Origin of the sequence: Kitasatospora sp. NPDC094015 (assembly GCF_040304075.1) — a bacterium.
Taxonomy (GTDB): Bacteria; Actinomycetota; Actinomycetes; order Streptomycetales; family Streptomycetaceae; genus Kitasatospora.
Window position 1 is genome coordinate 295,373 of the sequence record NZ_JBEOUL010000004.1, and the last position, 17,242, is coordinate 312,614.

Genomic DNA, 17,242 nt, shown 5'->3' on the forward strand with positions numbered 1-17,242 from the left:
CAGGCCCGGGACCCGCGCGCCCGAACCGCCCCGCCCCGCTCTCCCGAACCGTTGGAAGGAACCGTTGTGTCGCCCGCTGCTGACCCGGTGCTGGACCTGCCCTTCGACGCCCAGCCCGACCCGGAGGAGTTCCTCCGCGCCGCCATGCGCTGGCACTTCTCCCCCGAGACCGGCTCGCCGTTCTGGCTGGAGCGGGCGGCCGGCCTCGACTTCGACCCGCTCACCGACATCCGCACCTACCAGGACCTGACCCGCTTCCCGAACCTGGCCAACGAGCTGCGCCACGTCCGCGCCGAGGACCTGATCCCGCGCGGCTACGGCGACCGCCCCGACGTGGTCGGCGTCTACGAGAGCGGCGGCACCACCGGCGCCCCCAAGCGGATCGTGCTGCTGCGCGACTGGCTGGACAAGCTGCTCGCCTGGAGCAGCGGCCAGCTGGACGGCCACGGCGTGCCGCAGGGCGTCAACTGGCTGACCGTGGCGCCGAACGGCCCGCACATGGTCGGCGACGTGATCAAGCAGCAGACCGCCGTCCGCGGCGGCCTGTCCTTCACGGTCGACCTGGACCCGCGCTGGGTCAAGAAGCTCATCTCCGAGGGCAAGGTCGCCGAGGCCGGCGCCTACGCCGAGCACATCGTCGACCAGGTCGGCTACCTGCTGCAGACCCAGGACATCGGCGTGCTGATGTGCACCCCGCCGGTGCTGGAGCGGATCGCCCGGCGCGACGACCTGGCCAAGCTGGTCGACCAGAAGGTCAAGGCGATCAACTGGGTCGGCACCCAGATGGACCCGGACACCCGCCACCTCTACCGCACCGAGGTCTTCCCGAACGCCGTGCTCTACAGCGGCTACGGCTCCACCATGATCCTCGGCAACGCCAGCGAGCGGCACGGCCTGACCGACGACGACCCGTGCATCTACGACCCGTACTCGCCGTACATGAGCTTCGGCGTGATCGACCCGGCCACCGGGGAGAGCGTCGGCTACGGCGAGCGCGGCCAGGTGGTCATGCACCACGTCAGCAAGAGCCTGCTGATGCCCAACAACCTGGAGCGCGACACCGGCCTGCGGATCGAGCCGCTCGCCGGGCAGATCGGCGACTCGGTCGCCGACATCGCCCCGGTCCAGGAGTTCGACAACGAGACCGTGATCGAGGGGGTGTACTAGATGTCCCGGCAGGAGAGCGAAGCACTGATCGCGCTGGACGCGCTCGGCCCGAACGGGTCCTACCGGTCCCGCAACCGGACCGTGGTGCCCGATGTCACCGGTCGCCCGGTGGCCGAACTCGGCCTGGTGCCGACGCTGTTCGTCACCCGGGCGATGGCCGCGCTGCGCCGGGCGCAGAGCCTGCCCGCCGAGGAGCGGATCGCGGCGCTGTCCCGGGCCGGGCGGATCTTCGCCGAGGAGACCATCGACGGGCTCGGCTACGAGGAGTACCGCCTCACCGTCGCCCGGGTCTCCGGGGTGCCGATCTCGGTCGTCCGGGAGGCCACCGCGGCCATCGAGGACGCGGCCGAGCAGGCCGGCTTCGCCGCGTACCAGGCCCAGCCGGCCGGGGCGGTCAGCGACTGGCGCTCGGACGCCACCCTGCGCGGCAGCGCGGTCTGGACCCGCCGCGGCCAGGTGTTCGCGGTGCACGCCGCCGGCAACCACCCCGGCCCGCACTCGCTCTGGCTGGAGGCGCTGGCGCTCGGCTACCGGGTCGCCGTGCGGCCCTCGCGGCGCGAGCCGTTCACCCCGCACCGCCTGGTCACCGCGCTGCGGCTGGCCGGCTTCGGGGACGACCAGGTGATGCTGCTGCCGACCGACCACGCCGGCGCCGACGAGGTGCTGCGCGGGGCCGACCTCGGGCTGGTCTACGGCGGCGACGAGGTGGTCCGCAAGTACGCGGGCAGCAACATCCTGCCGCAGGGCCCGGGCCGGTCGAAGATCCTGGTCACCGCCGACACCGACTGGCGCGAGCACCTCGACACCATCGTCGACTCGATCAGCCACCAGGGCGGGGTGGCCTGCATCAACGCCACCACCGTGCTGGTGGAGGGCGACCCGGGCCCGCTCGCCGAGGCGATCGCGGAGCGGCTGGAGACCATCCCCAGCCTGCCGCCGGAGGACGAGAAGGCGGTGCTCGCGGTGCAGCCGCTGGCCGCCGCCCAGGGCATCGAGTCCTTCCTGCTCGCCCGCGCCAAGGGCACCAAGGCCTGGCTCGGCGGCGACGGAGTGGTGGGCGAGCTGGGCGACGGCAGCGCCGTGCTGCGGCCCGCCGTGCACCAGCTGGACCGGCCGGACGCCGACCAGGCCGGCATCGAACTCCCCTTCCCCTGCGTGTGGGTGGGGCCCTGGACGGCCGAGGCCGGTACGGCCCCGCTGCGCGACAGCCTGGTGGTCACCGTGCTCAGCGGGGACGACGCGCTGGTCGACCGGCTGCTGGACGAGCCGAGCATCAGCAACGTCTACCGGGGCGACCACCCGACCTACTGGATCCGCCCGGGGGTGCCGCACGACAGCTACCTCGGCGAGTTCCTGATGCGGACCAAGACGGTGATCCGCGACTGACCCCTCCCCGGTGGACCACCCTGGTTCCCCCCAGCCCGTCAGGCCCCCGGCGACGCCCCCGCGCCGGGGGCCTGGCGCTGTCCACGCCGAGGTCCGGAGCCGGTCAGGGGCCGGTCAGGGGCAGAGCGGCGGCGGGCCGGTGATGCCGTGCACCACCAGCTCCTGGGTCTGCCGGTCGCGCCGCACGTCCAGCCCGGCGGCCGCCAGCAGGGCGAGCAGCAGCTCGCCGGTGGTCTCCTCGAGCACCGCCAGCAGGGTGGCGGCCGCGCCGCCCGGGTCGACCGCCGCGGCGTCCCGCAGGGCGCGCGGGGCCAGGTAGTCGACGGCCGCCCGGTCGCCGTGCGCCCGGGCCGGGGCGAGCCGGATCCCGGCGGCGTCCGGCTCCCCCGCGAACGGCAGCGTGCAGAGCCGGGCGAGCTGGCGCACCCGCGCGGTCACCCGGGGATCGACCGCCGGCGCGGCGCCGGGTGCGGCCGCCAGGGCCGTCGCGCCGGCCGGCAGCGGGGGCCCGAGCGGCGCGGGCAGCGCCAGCGGCCCGGCCAGCCCCCAGATCAGCTCCTCGCCGCCGGGCCAGCCGGGCCGCACGTCCAGACCGCCGGCCCGCAGCAGCGCGGGCAGCAGCCGCAGGCCCATCCCGCCCACCAGGGCCTCCCACAGCGGCATCGCGGGGCCGAGCTCGCCCTCCAGGCTGCCGGTGACCTCGTCCAGCCGGCGCGAGGGGTGGTAGCCGAACGCGACGGTGCCGGGCAGCCCGTACTCCGGCATCAGGGACAGGCCGGGGTCGCGGGCCACCGCGGCGAACGGCAGCCCGCACAGCAGGGTGATCCGCCGGATCCGTTCGACCACCTCGGGCACGATGCCGAGCGCCGCGGGGGAGAGCTCGTCCAGGTCCGCCCCGGGCGGCGGCAGCCGGTCCTGGTCCACCGCCCGGCCGGGCTCGGGGGCCGTCACGGCCGGGTGCGGGCCGGCCGCGACGGCGGCGGCCGAGTCCAGGGCCTCGAAGGCCCGCCGGTCCGGCGGGCTCAACTCCGAGCCGGGGAACAGCAGCCGCATCGCCTGCGCCCATTCGTCCACGGGTCCGTCCACCGTTCCTGTCTCCGCGGGTGTGTGCTGCCACCACGCTCCCATCCGCGGGCGCCACCGGCACACCGTTGGGCGGGTACGGCCCCCGACCGGCGGCATGCCGGGCCGGGCCGGGAACGCGACGGTGCCCCCGACCGGGTGGTCGGGGGCACCGTCGAGGGGTGCGGTCAGGGCCCGGCGGGGCCGCGGTCGGCCAAGGAGCGGTCGGCCAGGGCACGGTCGGTCAGGGCGGCGGCGGCTCCGGTGTAGGTGGTCGGGTCGCAGAGGTCGGCCAGCTGCGCGGGCGTCAGGCGGCCGTGCAGCTCGGGCAGCTCGGCGAGGACCGCGGCGAGCGGCCGGCCGGCCGCGCGGGCGGTGTCCGAGGCCCGGGTGAGCAGCTCCTTGGCGGCGGTCTTGCCGAGCCGGGGGGCGAGCACCGCGGAGATCCGCTCGGAGACGACCTGGCTGCCGGTGAGGTCGAGGTTGGCGCGCATCCGGTCGGGGTGCGGGCGCAGGCCCTCGGCGAGTTCGGCGGCGGTGTGCGCGGCGCCGCCGGCCAGCCGCAGGCACTCGCGCAGCAGCTGCCATTCGGCGTGCCAGGCGCCGGCGGAGCGTTCGTCCTCGGTCACCAGGCACTGGGTGAGCGCGCCGGCCAGGGCGGGGACCTGGAGCGCGGCGGATCGGATCAGCGTGGACAGCACCGGGTTGCGCTTGTGCGGCATCGCCGAGGAGGTGCCGCGGCCGGCGCCGGCGGGTTCGCTGAGCTCGCCGATCTCGGTCCGGGCCAGGGTCTGCACGTCGACGGCGAGCTTGCCGAGCGCGCCCGTGGTGTGGGCGAGCGCGGCCGCGAGGTCGGCGAGCGGGGTGCGCAGGGCGTGCCAGGGGAGCACCGGCCCCGCGAGGCCGGTCTCCTCGGCGAAGGCCGCCACCAACCGCTCGGGGTGGTCGGCGACCTCGGACGAGGCGGGGGCCCCGTCCAGCTTGGCGTACTCGAGGTACCCGGCGAGGGTGCCCGCGGCGCCGCCGAGGGAGACCGGCAGGCCGCCGTCGAGCAGGGCGGCCAGGCGGTGGTCGGCCTCCAGGACCAGCCGGCGCCAGCCGGCCGCCTTGAGACCGAAGGTGGTGGGGACGGCCTGCAGCGCCAGGGTGCGCCCGGCCATCGGGGTGGCCCGGTGCTCGGCGGCGAGCGCGGCCAGCGCGTCGGCGGTACGGGCCAGGTCGGCCCGGATCAGGGTGATCGCCCGGGCGCTGACCAGCATCGCGCCGGTGTCCAGCACGTCCTGGCTGGTCGAGCCGCGGTGCACGTACTCGGCCGCCGCCGGGTCGCGCTCGGCGACCGCGCGGGTCAGCGCGGCGACCAGGCCGACCACCGGGTTGGCGCTCTCCCGGGCCGCGAGGGCCAGCGCCCGCAGGTCGAAACCGTCGGCGCGGGCGGTGGCGGTGATGGTGTCGGCGGCGTGCTGCGGCAGGGTGCCCAGGCGGGCCTGGGCGCGGGCCAGGGCGGCCTCGGCGTCGAGCATGGCCTGCAGCCACGCCCGGTCGCCGACCGCGGCCTCGACCGGGGTGCCGGCCCGCACCGGGGAGAGCAGGCCGGCATCGAGGTCCACGGTCACACCACGACCCCGAGCAGGTCGGTCTCGGCCGGGGTGGGCCGCACCGCGGGTGGCACGGTGGCCGTCTCGGGCAGCGCCAGGACGGCCCGGGCGATGGCGTCCGAGTCGCCGAGGGTCACCGAGTCGACGCCCGGCCGGATGCCGGCCGCCGTCACCCAGTGCACCGACTCGGTCGGGATGCCGTACGCGAACCGGCGCGGGTGGGCCCGGCCGCGGGCGTCCAGCAGCCGGTACGGGCGCTCGGTGACGGCCAGCCCGCCGGTCTCGTAACTCGTCCCGCAGGAGGCCGAGATGCGGTACGTGGTGCACTGCTCGGTGTCCAGCAGGTGCCGCAGCAGCGGGTCGTCGGTGCGGCGCAGGTCGGGCTCGGGCAGCCGGGCCTCGATCAGCACCGTGGCGCGCACCGGCTCGCTCGGCACCACCTGGGAGCGGGCCACGAACGCCGGCCGCTCGGTGTCGATCCGGATCTCGGTGGCCGGGCCGGTCAGCTCCAGCACCCCGGCCTCGACCAGGGCGATCATCTGCTCGATCCGGGAGGCCGGCGGGCCGATCGACAGGAAGGCGTTGAGCGGGGTGTACCAGCCCTCCAGGTCGTCCCGGTGGGAGTTGCCCTCCAGGCCGCCGTGGTCGACCGCGAGCCGGATCTCGTTGCGCAGGTCGCGCAGCACGTCCAGGGCCGCCTTGAGCGGACCGCTCACGTTGCCGGCCTTGGCGTCCCGGACGTCCTGCGCCAGGTACTCCAGCAGCCAGCCGTGGAAGTCCGCCCGGTCGGCGAACTGCCGGTCCTGGTACGGGCGGGAGAGCCTCTCCCAGTCCCAGCGCGCGTCGCCGGGCAGGTCGAAGCCGTCCAGCACCTCGGTCCGGTCCTCGGGCCGTTCGGCGGCCAGGTAGCGGGTGGTGAAGTCCTCCCGTTCGGCGCCGCGGCCGAGCGAATCCAGCAGGGTGGCGTAGTAGACGCTCTCCACCTCGCGGGCGATCAGCGGCCACAGGTCGGTGCCGAAGTGCACCCGCTCGCCGTCCTCGGCGCGCCGGCGCAGCCCGGAGATCAGCTCGGCGGTGAGCAGCCGGGGGAAGTACCGGCCGTACGCGCCCTTCTCGTTCTCGCCGCGGGCGTGGTACGGGATGCCGCGCCGCGAGCTCGCGTACAGCTTCGGCTCCAGGCCCGAGGGCCGGTAGACCAGCCGCCCGTCCTGCTCGACGAAGCGCCCGCCGCGGCCCAGCGTGAACAGCGCCATGTGGTCGAAGAAGTTCAGCCCGAGCCCGCGCACCAGCACGGCCTGCCCCGGCGCGACCACGCCGACGTCCAGGTCCGCCGGGTTGGCGGGGGTCAGGTAGGTGAGGTGGTGGATCCGGGCCAGGCTGGCGGTCTTGGCCTCGCGCGGGGTCAGCCGGGCCGGCACGTGGCCCTGGGCCAGCACGATCGCGGTCAGCCGGTTCAGCCGGGTGCCGTCCTCCAGTCGTACGCCCTGCGGGCCGCCGGTGATGCCGTGGGTGTCGGCCATCGCGACGGCGCGCGAGGCGTGCACCCGCACGGTGACGTGCCCGGGGGCGCCGGCCACCACCCGGCGGAAGCTGTCGTGCAGGTAGGCGCCGTAGAACGCCCTGGTCGGGTAGGTGTTGGGGCCGAGCGCGGCGGCCTCCGCCAGGGTCGGCGCGTCGTGGCCGGACTCCCCGGTCAGCGACTTCGCCCACTCGTACAGGGTCGGGCCGGGCTCGATCGGCCCGTCCACGTGCACGCTGTCGTCGGTGTACACGGTGATCTGCGAGGCCACCGTGTTCATCAGCAGGTGGCGGGACTGGTCGGTGCGCCAGACCTGCCCGGCGCCGGGCGCCGAGGGGTCCACCACGTGCACCGTCACCGCGCGCCGGGAGGGCGAGCGCCGCTCGTTGGCGCAGATCCGCTCCAGCACCGAGAGCCCGCGCGGGCCGGCGCCGATGATGCAGATCTCGGTCTGGCTGGCAGTCACTTCTGCGCTCCGATCTGGTCGAGGGGCCGGTCGGCCCGCTGGCCGAAGTCGCGGACGCCGTGCATCCAGGCGACCTGGTCGTGCAGCTGGGTGGCGGAGAGCGCGCGCAGCGCGGCGTTGCGGGACCGGGCCTGCTCGCCGGCCGGGTGCCACAGCCGGATGCTCTCCCGGGAGGTGAGCTGGACCTTCGCGGTCCGCTCGCGCCGGGCGGCGTTGTACTTCTCGAAGCGCTGCGGGAACTCGTCCGGCCCGCAGTCGAGCAGGTCGCCGAGCAGGACCGCGTCCTCCAGCGCCTGGCAGGCGCCCTGCGCCGCGTAGTGCAGCATCGGGTGGGCCGCGTCGCCGAGCAGGGTGACCCGCCCGTCGCACCAGTCCGCCACCGGGTCGCGGTCCACCAGCACCCAGGACCTCCAGCCCTCGCCGAGCTCCAGCAGGCGGTGCGCGGCCTCGCCCAGCGGCGCGAACCGCTGCCGGACGAACTCCTTCTCCACCGGCACCCCGGCGAGCTCCTCGGTCGCGCCGTTGTCGCTGCTGGCCGCCAGGTTGAGGTACTTGCCGCCGGCGATCGGGTAGTGCACGAAGTGGCAGCCGGGGCCGGTCCACCAGGTCACCGAGGTCCGGCCGCCGAGCTCCTCGGGCACCTGCTCCATCGGGATGATCGCCCGGTAGACGGTGATCCCGGATATCCGCGGACCGCCGTCGCCGACCAGCTGCCGGCGGATCGCGGAGTTGATGCCGTCCGCGCCGATCAGCGCGTCGCCGGTGACCTCCCGGCCGTCCGCCAGCAGCAGCGTCGTGGACGCGCCGTCCTGCCGGTAGCCGGCCGCGGTCGAGTCGCTGATCAGCTCGACCCCCTCGGTGGCCAGGCAGGCCTTCAGCAGCAGCCCGTGCAGCTCGGCCCGGTGCACCACCACGTACGGGTTGCCGAACCGCCGGCGGTACTCCTCGGTGAGCGGCAGGCTGACCACGTGCTCACCGGTGACGCCGTCCATGAAGCGCAGTTCGGCCATGTGCACGGCCGAGTCGCGGACCGCGTCCCCGAGGCCCAGGCGCTCCAGCGCGTGGATCCCGTTCGGGGCGATCTGGATGCCCGCGCCGATCTCGGCGAACTCCGGGGCGCGCTCCAGCACCGTGACGCGGTGGCCCTGCCGGGCCGTCGACAGCGCCGCGGCAAGGCCGCCGATCCCGCCGCCGACTATGACTACCTTCGACATCGTGGTCCCCTCGGCCCGTCAGCCGGCCACGCTGCTGCCGGAGGCGAGCAGCCGGGCCAGTTCGAGGCGCTTGATCTTGGTGGTCGCGGTCTGCGGCAGGTCCCCGATGCGCCACTGCACCGGGTCCGCCATCGGCGGCAGCGTGGCGACCGCCTGCTGCCAGGCGGCCAGGTCCAGCGGTACGTCGTCCTTGGTGCACACCACCGGGACGGCCCGGCCGTCCTCGCCCGGAATGATCACGACCTCGGCCAGCTGGTCGAGCTTCGCGAACAGGGTGTCCTCGGCGGCGAGCGTCGAGCCGAAGCCCTCGATCAGGTCCACCTCGCGGTCCAGCAGGTGCACGCAGCCCCACCTGGTGCGGTAGCCGACGTCGCCCATCCGCCACCAGCCGTCGTTCACCTGGGCGTCGTACCGGGCCTGCTCGCCGAGGTAGGTGACGATCCGGCCGTCGCTGCGCACCTCGATGTAGCCCGGGTTGGTCTCGGACGGCTCCTTGCCGTCCCGGCTGACCACCCGGACCTCGGTGAAGCCGGGGAACGGCACGCCCACGCAGCGCCCGTCGGCGTCCTGCCCGCGGCGCCGGGAGAAGGAGCGGACCACCGCCGGGCCGATCTCGCTCTGCCCGTACAGCTGGCCGAAGACGGCGCCGCGGCGGGCGGAGGCGGCCAGCATCCGCTGCACCGTGCGCGGGTGGATGGCGTCGAAGGTGCTGCTGAACAGCTTGACGTTGGCCAGCGGGCGGCGCGGGTCCTCGGCCAGTTCCTCCCACTCCATGAAGGAGTTCGGGTGCGCCTCCAGGATCCCCGGACGCAGCTGCGCGAACAGGTCGGCGACGTGCGCCGGGTCCGACTCGCGCAGCACCAGGATCGGGAAACCGCGGAACAGCGAGATCGCCAGCGCGGTGATCAGCCGGGAGTGCACGAAGGAGACGTGCATCGCGATCGTCTCGCGGCCGGGGATCAGCGGCTTCACCACGGTCGCCTGCGGGCGGTAGCGCGCCTGCAGGGTCCGGCCGGTGTGCACGGCGAGCTTCGGGGTGCCGGTGGTGCCGGAGGTGTGGGTGATCAGGGTGGGGTGGTCGGCCGGCATGGTGACCGCGGGGACCCGGGGTACGCCGGCCAGCGCGGCCAGCTCGGTGGCGCCCTGGTAGCTGCCCGAGGTGAGCAGCACCTTCTCGGCGAACTCGAAGACCGAGCCGGGGAGTTCGTTCTCCAGCTTGGCCTGGTCGGTGAGCAGGAACGGCTCGTCGGTGCGGCGGACCAGCTCGGCCACGGTGTCGCCGTCGAGCTTCGGCGAGAGCAGCACCGGGACGGCGCCGATCCGGGCCGCCGCGCAGGCCAGCAGGGTGATGTCGAAACCGTCCGACTTGTAGACCACCACGCGCTGCCCGGGACGGACCTTGGCGGCCCACAGCCGGGAGGCGAAGTCGTCGATCAGGTCGGCGACCTCGGCCACGGTGGCCCGGCGGCCCAACCCGGGCGCGATGTCCAGGTCGTGGTCGAGGATCAGGACGTTCGACCCCTGCTTGACGGCCGCTCGCTCGAAAAGCGTCCCCAGTCGAATTCCCCGATTACCTATGCGCTGCAGAAACACCTTTCCGCCCTCTCATCCACAGAAGTGATCGATCAGTTCTTTTCGATGACGAGCTTGATCCGGCCGAGCGTCTCAGCGAGGTCGTGCTCCAGCTTTCCGGCCCAGTCGGTGAAGAACTTCTGCTTCTCGGCGGCGTCCATCTCGGCGGTGATCCCGCGAATTCCCTCGGTGGCGGCGCCCATCCGGAAGTGGTGCACCAGGACGCTGCCGGCCGGCCCGGCCGGCTCGATGTCGAAGGCCCACACGCTGTCCTGCGGGGTGCCGGTGCTGTCGTGCATGGCCCAGCGGAAGGTGCGGCCCGGTTCGGCGGCGACGATCTCGGCGTGGGTGTGCCACTTGCCGCGGACCACCGGGGCCCAGGAGACGACCTCCTCGGAGCGCAGGTTCTCGCCGCGGAACACCGCGCCGACCGCGCCCGGGGCACCGGAGATCCATTCCCCGCCGAGGCATTCCGGGCTCCACTCGCCACTGCGGGGGAGGTCGCTGATCACGGCATAGACATCGGCCGGCACCGCGGAGACCTCGGTCTGCGACCGGACCTGGAAAAGCGGCGCGTTCTCGTTAGTGTTTTCGCCCATGGCCGAAATACTGGCGAGCGCCGCGGAGGGGGGTCAAAGGCCGTTCGAACGGTCCGTCAAGTCGAACACCCGAACTGACAGAGTGCCGCGGGGGCGTCAGCCGGCGGCCGGCCCGGCGGGCAGGTCCAGCGCGAAGTGGAAGGCGCCGACCGTCATCCGCTGGGCGTGGTAGAAGCGGTGCGCCGCCTGGTTGGTGACCCCGGAGTCCAGCTCGATCCGCACGCAGCCGGCCCGCGCCGCGCGCTCGCGCAGCTCGGCCAGCAGCCGGCCGCCGACCCCGGTGGAGCGGGCCTCGGGTGCGGTCACCAGGTCGTCGACGAACATCAGCCGGCCGCGGCTGGTGGCCAGCACCCGGTGCCCGGCCACCGCCAGGCAGCGCCCGCCCTCGTCGTAGGCGGCGGTGAACACCAGCCCCTGCCGGTGCGCCTCGGCCGCGAAGGCGGCGAAGGCCGCCGGGCCGAGGCCCGGCCGCAGCGCCGCCATCAGCGGCGCCACGTCGGTCGTCAGGGCCGGCTCGCCGGGGCCGACGTCCACCATCCGCAGCGCCATCGGGGCTCTCCGATCACCCGGCCGCGGCCGGACGGTAGAGGCGCAGGAAGGTCCGTACGCCGTGGGTGACGATCTCGTTGACCCGGGCCGGCGGCAGCGGGATGGCGCCGTAGAACGAGGGCTGGGTCACGCTGATGAAGGTGAGCAGGTTGAAGTGGTCGGCCGCCTGGTGCGGGTCGTCCACCTCCAGCAGCCCGCGCTCGGCGAACCCGGCGAAGCGGCGGGTCAGTTCGCGGTGGGTCTCGCGTGGCCCCGCTTCCTGCCAGGCCTCCAGCACGGCGGGCCGGATCCGGGGCGCCTCGGCCTCGATGGTGCGCACCAGCGCCCAGTGGTCGGCGAACGCGGTCAGCGAGGCCACCCGGTCCAGGGCGAAGTCCACCAGGTCCTGCTGCAGCGCGACGATCTTGCGCAGGTGCCGGTCGGCGATCTCCACCTGAGCGGTGGTCACCTCGCTGGCCCCGGCCAGGATCACCTCCTGGAACAGCTGCTCCTTGTCGGTGAAGTGGTTGTAGATGGTCCGCTTGGACACCCCTGCCTCGGCCGCGATCACGTCGACGCTGGTGCGGGTGAAGCCCTCCCGGCCGAAGACCGTCCGGGCCGCCCGCACGATGGCCTGGCGCTTCTCGGGCAGGCCCCGGTGCGCCGGAGCCTCCAGCGGCTTGGTGTTGGCGGCCATCGATGTCCCTCTCCACGGTCCGGCGGATTGCACTGCATCGTGTAGTTTACTTCACACTTGACTTAAAGCTCGGTAGAAGTTCTACCGTCGGTCAGGAAGCTCGGACGATCGGTTCAACCGAAGGGAAGAGGCATCATGGCCATCCAGCTGAACCACACCATCGTGCTGGCGCACGACCCCCGCGCCACGGCGGACCTCCTGACCGGCATCTTCGGGCTCCCGGAGCCCAAGTCCTACGGCCCTTTCCTGGTCGTGCAGATGAGCAACGAGGTGTCCCTGGACGTGCTCCGCGAGGACGGGGAGTTCACCGCGCAGCACTACGCCTTCCTGGTCGAGGAGGAGGAGTTCGACCAGATCTTCGCCCGGGTCCAGGAACGCGGACTGCCCATCTTCGCCGACCCGTTCTACCGCGAGCCGGGCCGGATCAACCACTGGCACGGCGGCCGCGGCGTGTACTTCCGGGACCCGAGCGGTCACAGCCTCGAGGTGATGACCCGGCCGTACGAGATCGGCTGAACGGCACCCTAGCGGCCGCCCGGCCCCGTCCCCGGCCCCGACCTGACAGACCGTCCGGCACTCTCCGGCCCTCGGGGCCGGCGGCGGTTAGCGTCGAGGACATGATCGGGATTGCGGGGCCGGTGTTCCGGCCGGGTGACGAGGGATACGACGCCGAGCGGCGGGGCTACAACCTCGCCCTCGACCACCGGCCGGCCCTGGTGGTCGGCGCCACCGGCGCGGCCGACGTGGCCGCCGCCGTCCGGTACGCGGCCGAGGCCGGCCTGGGGGTCGCCGTCCAGGCCACCGGGCACGGCGTCTCGGTGCCCACCGACGGCCAGCTGGTGATCAGCACCGCCCGGATGAAGGGCCTGCGGATCGATCCGGCGGCCCGCACCGCGTGGTTCGAGGCGGGCGTGCGCTGGCACGAGGTGATCGCCGCAGCCGCCGAGCACGGCCTGGCCCCGCTCAGCGGCTCCAACCCCGAGGTCGGCGCGGTCGGCTACACCCTGGGCGGCGGCATCGGGCTGATCGGCCGCCGGTACGGTTACGCGGCCGACCACGTCCGCGGCCTGGACCTGGTGACCGCGGACGGGCAGCTGCGCGCGGTCGACGCCGAGCGCGAGCCGGACCTGTTCTGGGCGCTGCGCGGCGGCAAGGACAACTTCGGCGTGGTCACCGCGATGGAGATCGACCTGGTGCCGCTGACCGGCCTGTTCGGCGGTGGCCTGTACTTCCCGGCCGAGTCGGCGGCCGCCGCGCTGCACGGTTGGGCGGCCTGGACCAGGACGGTGCCCGAGGAGATGTCCTCCTCGATCCAGCTGATCCGCTACCCGGACCTGCCGGTGCTGCCGGAGCCGCTGCGCGGGCGCTTCGTGGCGCACGTGCGGATCGCCTGGTGCGGCGAGCGGGCGGAGGGCGAGCGCTGGGTCCGCCCGCTGCGCGAGCTCGGGCCGACCCTGATCGACAGCCTGCGCGAGCTGCCGTACCAGGAGGTCGGTTCGATCCACCACGAGCCGCCGATGCCGGTGGCGGCCTACGACCGCAACACCGCCCTGCGCGAGCTGGACGCGGACGCCGTCGACCTGCTGCTGGAGCTGGCCGGTCCGGCCGCCGGGGCGCCGGTCATCCTGGAGGTGCGCCACCACGGCGGGGCGTACGCCCGGAGCCCCCGGGTGGCGAACGCGGTCGGCGGCCGGGACGCCGGGTACATGCTGTTCTCCACCTTCCTGCTGGAGCTGGCCCCGCTGGCGACCGTCCGCGAGGTGCATGCCGCGCTGCACGACAAGCTCGCCCCCTGGAGCACCGGCGGCGCGTTCGTGAACTTCCTCGGCATCGACGACACCGCCGCCGACCTGGTCCGGGCCTGCTACCCGGCCGAGGACTACCGGCGGCTGGCCGACCTGAAGGCCGTGTACGACCCGGGCAACCTGTTCCGGGTGAACTACAACATCCCGCCCGCCGGCGAGCGTTGATCCGGTGGCCGTGAAGGCGCCCCCGTCCGGGAGAACCGGGCGGGGGCGCCGTCTTGTCGGCGGCCGGTGCTTGGCTAGCATTTGACGGACCATCTGGCAGTACTACTTATTCCTGTGGGGGGCTGACCGTGAACTTCGCAGGCGAGCTGTGGGACGACGTCAAGGACCTCGGCGGCGCCGCTCTCGAGGTCGGCAAGGACATCGTCATGGCGCCCGCCGAGATCGCCCACTGGGCGCTCGGCAAGATGTTCGGGGACGCCGACGCCGAGCTCAAGCGGATCGCCGCCGAGCTGGAGGCGCTCGGCAAGGAGGTCGACCAGCTGGGGCAGGAGGTCGGCGCCGCACTCGGCAAGCTGACCTGGCACGGCGCCGCCGCGGACGCCTTCGTCGCGCACGCCCAGGGCCGGGTCCGCGAGCTGTCCGGGGTGGCCGACGAGCTGGACGGCCTCGGCACGTCGATCGAGCGCCTGGCCGACGTCTACTGATCCGCCGGTCCACCGGCCGGCGGCTACGGGGCAGCCGGCCGCACCGTCGCGCACCCGATCGCGCCACGCACACCGATCGCGCCGCGCGCACCGCAATCGCCAGTCACAGACCAGAGCAGGGGGACACGGGCCTATGGGCAGCGAGCAGTTCATGGTGCAGCTGCAGGAACTCGGCAGGATCCAACAGGATTGGCAGAAGCTCCAGCAGCGGATGGAGGAGCTGAGCGGCAAGCTCGGCCACATCAAGGCGACCATCGCCAAGGCCGCCGCCACCGACCTGGCGTCCAGCCAGTTCGCCGGGATCCCCGGCTTCGCCATGGTGACCGGCCAGCTGATCCGGGACGTCGGGGACATCAAGGACCGCGCCGAGCACCTCCAGCAGACCAAGGAGACGCTCACCAAGGAACTGGCCGGCGACGTCGAGAAGATCAAGCAGGTCATCGCCGAGTACCAGGGCATCGAGCAGAAGATCGAGGAAGAGCTCAAGAAGAAGCTCAAGGGCGGCGGCGACCAGCCGAAGTCCCCCGGCCAGGGCGGCCCGCAGACCGGCATCGACGGCGCGGGCGGCTCCAAGGGCGGCAGCGGCGGCACCGGCGGCCACCAGCAGCCCAAGTCACCCGGCGGCAGCGGCGGCAACGGTGGCGACGGGGGCTCCTCGGGCGGCCGCGACGACTACCCGCAGGGCCACGGCACCGGCGACTGGAAGACCACCGGCAACTGGGACGCCTGGTCACCGGGCAAGCACCACACCACCACCGGCGCCGGGGTGAAGGCCGAACCCAAGACCGAGGGCCTGTCCAAGGAGCGCAAGGACGCCGTGGACCGCGCCCTGGAGCGGATCAACCACCGGATCGGCTACAGCCAGTCCGCCTTCACCAACGGCTACCGCGACGACTGCTCGGGCTTCGTCTCGGCCGCCTGGGGCCTGCCCGGGCCCGGCCTCAACACCTGGGGCCTGATGAAGGGCGACGTCGCCCACCGGATCGGCAAGGACGACCTCCAGCCGGGCGACGCGCTGATCGCCGGCGGCCACACCGTGCTGTTCGGCGGCTGGGCGGACGCCGCGCACACCCGCTACATCGGCCTGGAGGACAACGGCTCCCAGGGCACCGTCTCCCAGGTCATCCCGTACCCGTACTTCCCGGGCAGCGCCGGCGAGGAGGCCCGCAGCGGCTCCCCGTACCTGCCGTTCCGGCGCAACGGGATGCAGTGACCCGCACGCCCTGACCGCGCGCCCGGCGCGGCTGTCACACTCCGGCCCCCCGGACCGCTCTCATGTGGCAACCGCGACAGGAGGCCGGAGAGATGTCCGACAGCACACCGCAGCACACCGCCGGGGGCGACGGCGGCCCGGACGCCGGTGGGGACGGCGGCCCCGGCACCGGGGAGGACCGCACCGGGATCTACGTCGACCACCGCGAGCTGCTCTTCTCGATCGTCTACTCCATGCTCGGCAGCGTCGCCGACACCGAGGACGTGCTCCAGGAGACCTGGCTCGCCTGGGCGGCGGGCGCCACCGGCGGCGAGCCGGTCCGCAGCCCGAAGGCCTACCTGGTGCGGATCGCCGTGAACAAGGCGCTCGGCCGGCAGGCCGCGATCAGCCGCCGGCGCGAGACCTACCTCGGCCCCTGGCTGCCGGAACCGGTCGCCACCCCGGAGCAGGGCGGCGCCGACGCCACTGCCGAGCGCATCGAGTCCGTCTCGATCGCCCTGCTCGTCGTGCTGGAGACGCTCACCCCGCTGGAGCGCGCGGTCTTCGTGCTGCACGAGGTGTTCGGCTACCCGCACACCGACACCGCGCGGATCCTCGACCGCAGCCCGGCGGCCGTCCGCCAGCTCGCCCACCGCGCCCGCGAGCACGTCCGGGCCCGCCGTCCGCGCTACCGCACCGACCCGGTGCTGCGCCGCCAGGTCACCGAGCGGTTCGTCGCCGCGGTGTCCGGCGGCGACCTGCCCGCACTGCTCCGACTGCTGGCGCCGGACGTCACGATGTGGGCCGACGGCGGCGGCAAGGCCACCGCCGCCGGTCCGCGGCCGGTGCACGGCCGGGAGAAGGTCGCCCGTCTGCTCGCCGCCGCGCCGGGCCGGGCCCCCGGCGGCCTCGACATCCACTACCGGCAGCTCAACGGCGGCCCCAGCGTGGTGCTGGCCGACGGCGACCACCCGTTCGGCGTGCTGGCCGTCGAACTCACCCCGGACGGCGAGCAGGTGCTCGGCGTCTACTTCGTGACCAACCCCGACAAGCTCGCCCACCTCGGCCGACCCGGCCGGACGGACCGGAACAGGAGCAGCAGATGAGGATCACCGTCTTCGCCGCGACCGGCGGCATCGGACGCCGGATCGTGGAGCAGGCCCAGGCCGCCGGCCACGAGGTCACGGCGGTGGTGCGCAACCCGGACGCGCTGGCGGCCCGGGTGCGTACCGTCCGGGCCGATCTGGCCGCCGCCGACCCGGACGCCCTGCGGGCCGCGGTCACCGGGGCCGACGCCGTGCTCTCCGGCCTCGGCGCGCGCTCGCGCTCGGACGCCGGGGTGGCCTGGCGGGGCACCGCCGCGATGGCGGCGGCGATGGCGGCCACCGGGGTCCGCCGGATCGTGGTGGTCAGCGCCGCGCCGGTCGGCACCGTGCCCTCGCCCGGCCGGCCGGCCCCGCCGCGGCACGACCCGGGCGACGGCTTCGCCATGCGGCACCTGCTGGCGCCGCTGACCAAGGCCGCGCTGCGCGGCCACTACGCCGACCTGGCCCGGATGGAGGACGTGCTGCGCGACAGCGCCCTGGAGTGGACGGTGGTGCGCCCGCCGCGCCTCACCGACAAGCCGCTCACCGGCGACTACCGGACGGCCCACGGGCGCAACCTGCGCGGCGGCACCAGCGTCTCGCGCGCCGACGTCGCCCACCTGATGCTCCAGGTGCTGGACCGTCCGGAGACCGTCGGGCAGGTGCTGGGCATCGCCTACTGACCACCACTCGCCCCCGAAGCTG

At 74.1% G+C, this 17,242-nt stretch carries 16 protein-coding genes; 8 read left to right on the forward strand and 8 right to left on the reverse strand.

Translation table 11 applies throughout. The annotated features are described in order from the left end of the window. The first annotated feature begins 66 nt into the window (after nt 1-66). A complete protein-coding gene (locus ABT014_RS07550; RefSeq protein ID WP_350637709.1) occupies nt 67-1,167 on the forward strand; it encodes a phenylacetate--CoA ligase family protein in 1,101 nt (366 codons plus the stop codon). Beyond that, the gene (locus ABT014_RS07555; RefSeq protein ID WP_350637710.1) at nt 1,168-2,553 is read left to right on the forward strand and encodes an aldehyde dehydrogenase family protein; all 1,386 of its coding nucleotides are present in this window, start codon (nt 1,168-1,170) and stop codon (nt 2,551-2,553) included. 114 nt (nt 2,554-2,667) lie between these two features. Here ABT014_RS07555 and ABT014_RS07560 read toward each other — a convergent pair whose 3' ends face one another. The 8 genes from ABT014_RS07560 to ABT014_RS07595 form a co-directional block, all read right to left on the reverse strand. Continuing rightward, on the reverse strand, nt 2,668-3,639 hold the full coding sequence (locus tag ABT014_RS07560; RefSeq protein WP_350637711.1) for a hypothetical protein: 972 nt from the start codon (nt 3,637-3,639) through the stop codon (nt 2,668-2,670). 164 nt (nt 3,640-3,803) lie between these two features. Beyond that, complete coding sequence (locus ABT014_RS07565; protein WP_502894887.1) at nt 3,804-5,228, reverse strand: nitrosuccinate lyase; 1,425 nt, start codon at nt 5,226-5,228, stop codon at nt 3,804-3,806. Further along, nucleotides 5,225-7,195, reverse strand: a complete 1,971-nt coding sequence (locus tag ABT014_RS07570) for an FAD/NAD(P)-binding protein (protein WP_350637713.1) — start codon at nt 7,193-7,195, stop codon at nt 5,225-5,227. The genes ABT014_RS07565 and ABT014_RS07570 overlap by 4 nt, the downstream gene beginning before the upstream one ends. Next, complete coding sequence (locus ABT014_RS07575) at nt 7,192-8,409, reverse strand: FAD-dependent oxidoreductase (RefSeq protein ID WP_350637714.1); 1,218 nt, start codon at nt 8,407-8,409, stop codon at nt 7,192-7,194. Before ABT014_RS07575 ends, ABT014_RS07570 begins: the two co-directional genes overlap by 4 nt. 18 nt (nt 8,410-8,427) lie before the next feature. Next, nucleotides 8,428-10,002, reverse strand: coding sequence for a class I adenylate-forming enzyme family protein (locus ABT014_RS07580; protein WP_350637715.1), 1,575 nt, complete (start codon nt 10,000-10,002; stop codon nt 8,428-8,430). Nucleotides 10,003-10,034: 32 nt separating this feature from the next. Continuing rightward, the gene (locus tag ABT014_RS07585) at nt 10,035-10,580 is read right to left on the reverse strand and encodes an SRPBCC family protein (protein ID WP_350637716.1); all 546 of its coding nucleotides are present in this window, start codon (nt 10,578-10,580) and stop codon (nt 10,035-10,037) included. A gap of 96 nt (nt 10,581-10,676) precedes the next feature. Then, nucleotides 10,677-11,129 carry a GNAT family N-acetyltransferase gene (locus ABT014_RS07590; protein ID WP_350637717.1) on the reverse strand — a complete coding sequence of 151 codons (453 nt, stop codon included), beginning with the start codon at nt 11,127-11,129 and terminating at the stop codon, nt 10,677-10,679. Between the two features lie 13 nt (nt 11,130-11,142). Beyond that, nucleotides 11,143-11,805, reverse strand: coding sequence for a TetR/AcrR family transcriptional regulator (locus ABT014_RS07595; RefSeq protein ID WP_350637718.1), 663 nt, complete (start codon nt 11,803-11,805; stop codon nt 11,143-11,145). Nucleotides 11,806-11,940: 135 nt separating this feature from the next. On the opposite strand from ABT014_RS07595, the gene ABT014_RS07600 reads away from it, so the two are divergent. The 6 genes from ABT014_RS07600 (at nt 11,941) to ABT014_RS07625 (ending at nt 17,220) form a co-directional block, all read left to right on the forward strand. Continuing rightward, a complete protein-coding gene (locus tag ABT014_RS07600; protein ID WP_350637719.1) occupies nt 11,941-12,321 on the forward strand; it encodes a VOC family protein in 381 nt (126 codons plus the stop codon). A gap of 101 nt (nt 12,322-12,422) precedes the next feature. Next, nucleotides 12,423-13,775, forward strand: coding sequence for an FAD-binding oxidoreductase (locus tag ABT014_RS07605; RefSeq protein ID WP_350637720.1), 1,353 nt, complete (start codon nt 12,423-12,425; stop codon nt 13,773-13,775). Nucleotides 13,776-13,903: 128 nt separating this feature from the next. After that, a complete protein-coding gene (locus ABT014_RS07610) occupies nt 13,904-14,260 on the forward strand; it encodes a hypothetical protein (RefSeq protein WP_350637721.1) in 357 nt (118 codons plus the stop codon). A 133-nt stretch (nt 14,261-14,393) separates the two neighbouring features. Next, nucleotides 14,394-15,473, forward strand: coding sequence for a hypothetical protein (locus ABT014_RS07615; RefSeq protein ID WP_350637722.1), 1,080 nt, complete (start codon nt 14,394-14,396; stop codon nt 15,471-15,473). A 92-nt stretch (nt 15,474-15,565) separates the two neighbouring features. Then, nucleotides 15,566-16,558: a sigma-70 family RNA polymerase sigma factor gene (locus ABT014_RS07620; RefSeq protein WP_350637723.1), complete on the forward strand. Its 993-nt coding sequence runs from the start codon at nt 15,566-15,568 to the stop codon at nt 16,556-16,558. Next, nucleotides 16,555-17,220 (forward strand): NAD(P)-dependent oxidoreductase, encoded by a 666-nt coding sequence (locus ABT014_RS07625; RefSeq protein ID WP_350637724.1) that lies wholly within the window; start codon nt 16,555-16,557, stop codon nt 17,218-17,220. Before ABT014_RS07620 ends, ABT014_RS07625 begins: the two co-directional genes overlap by 4 nt. Nucleotides 17,221-17,242: the final 22 nt, after the last annotated feature.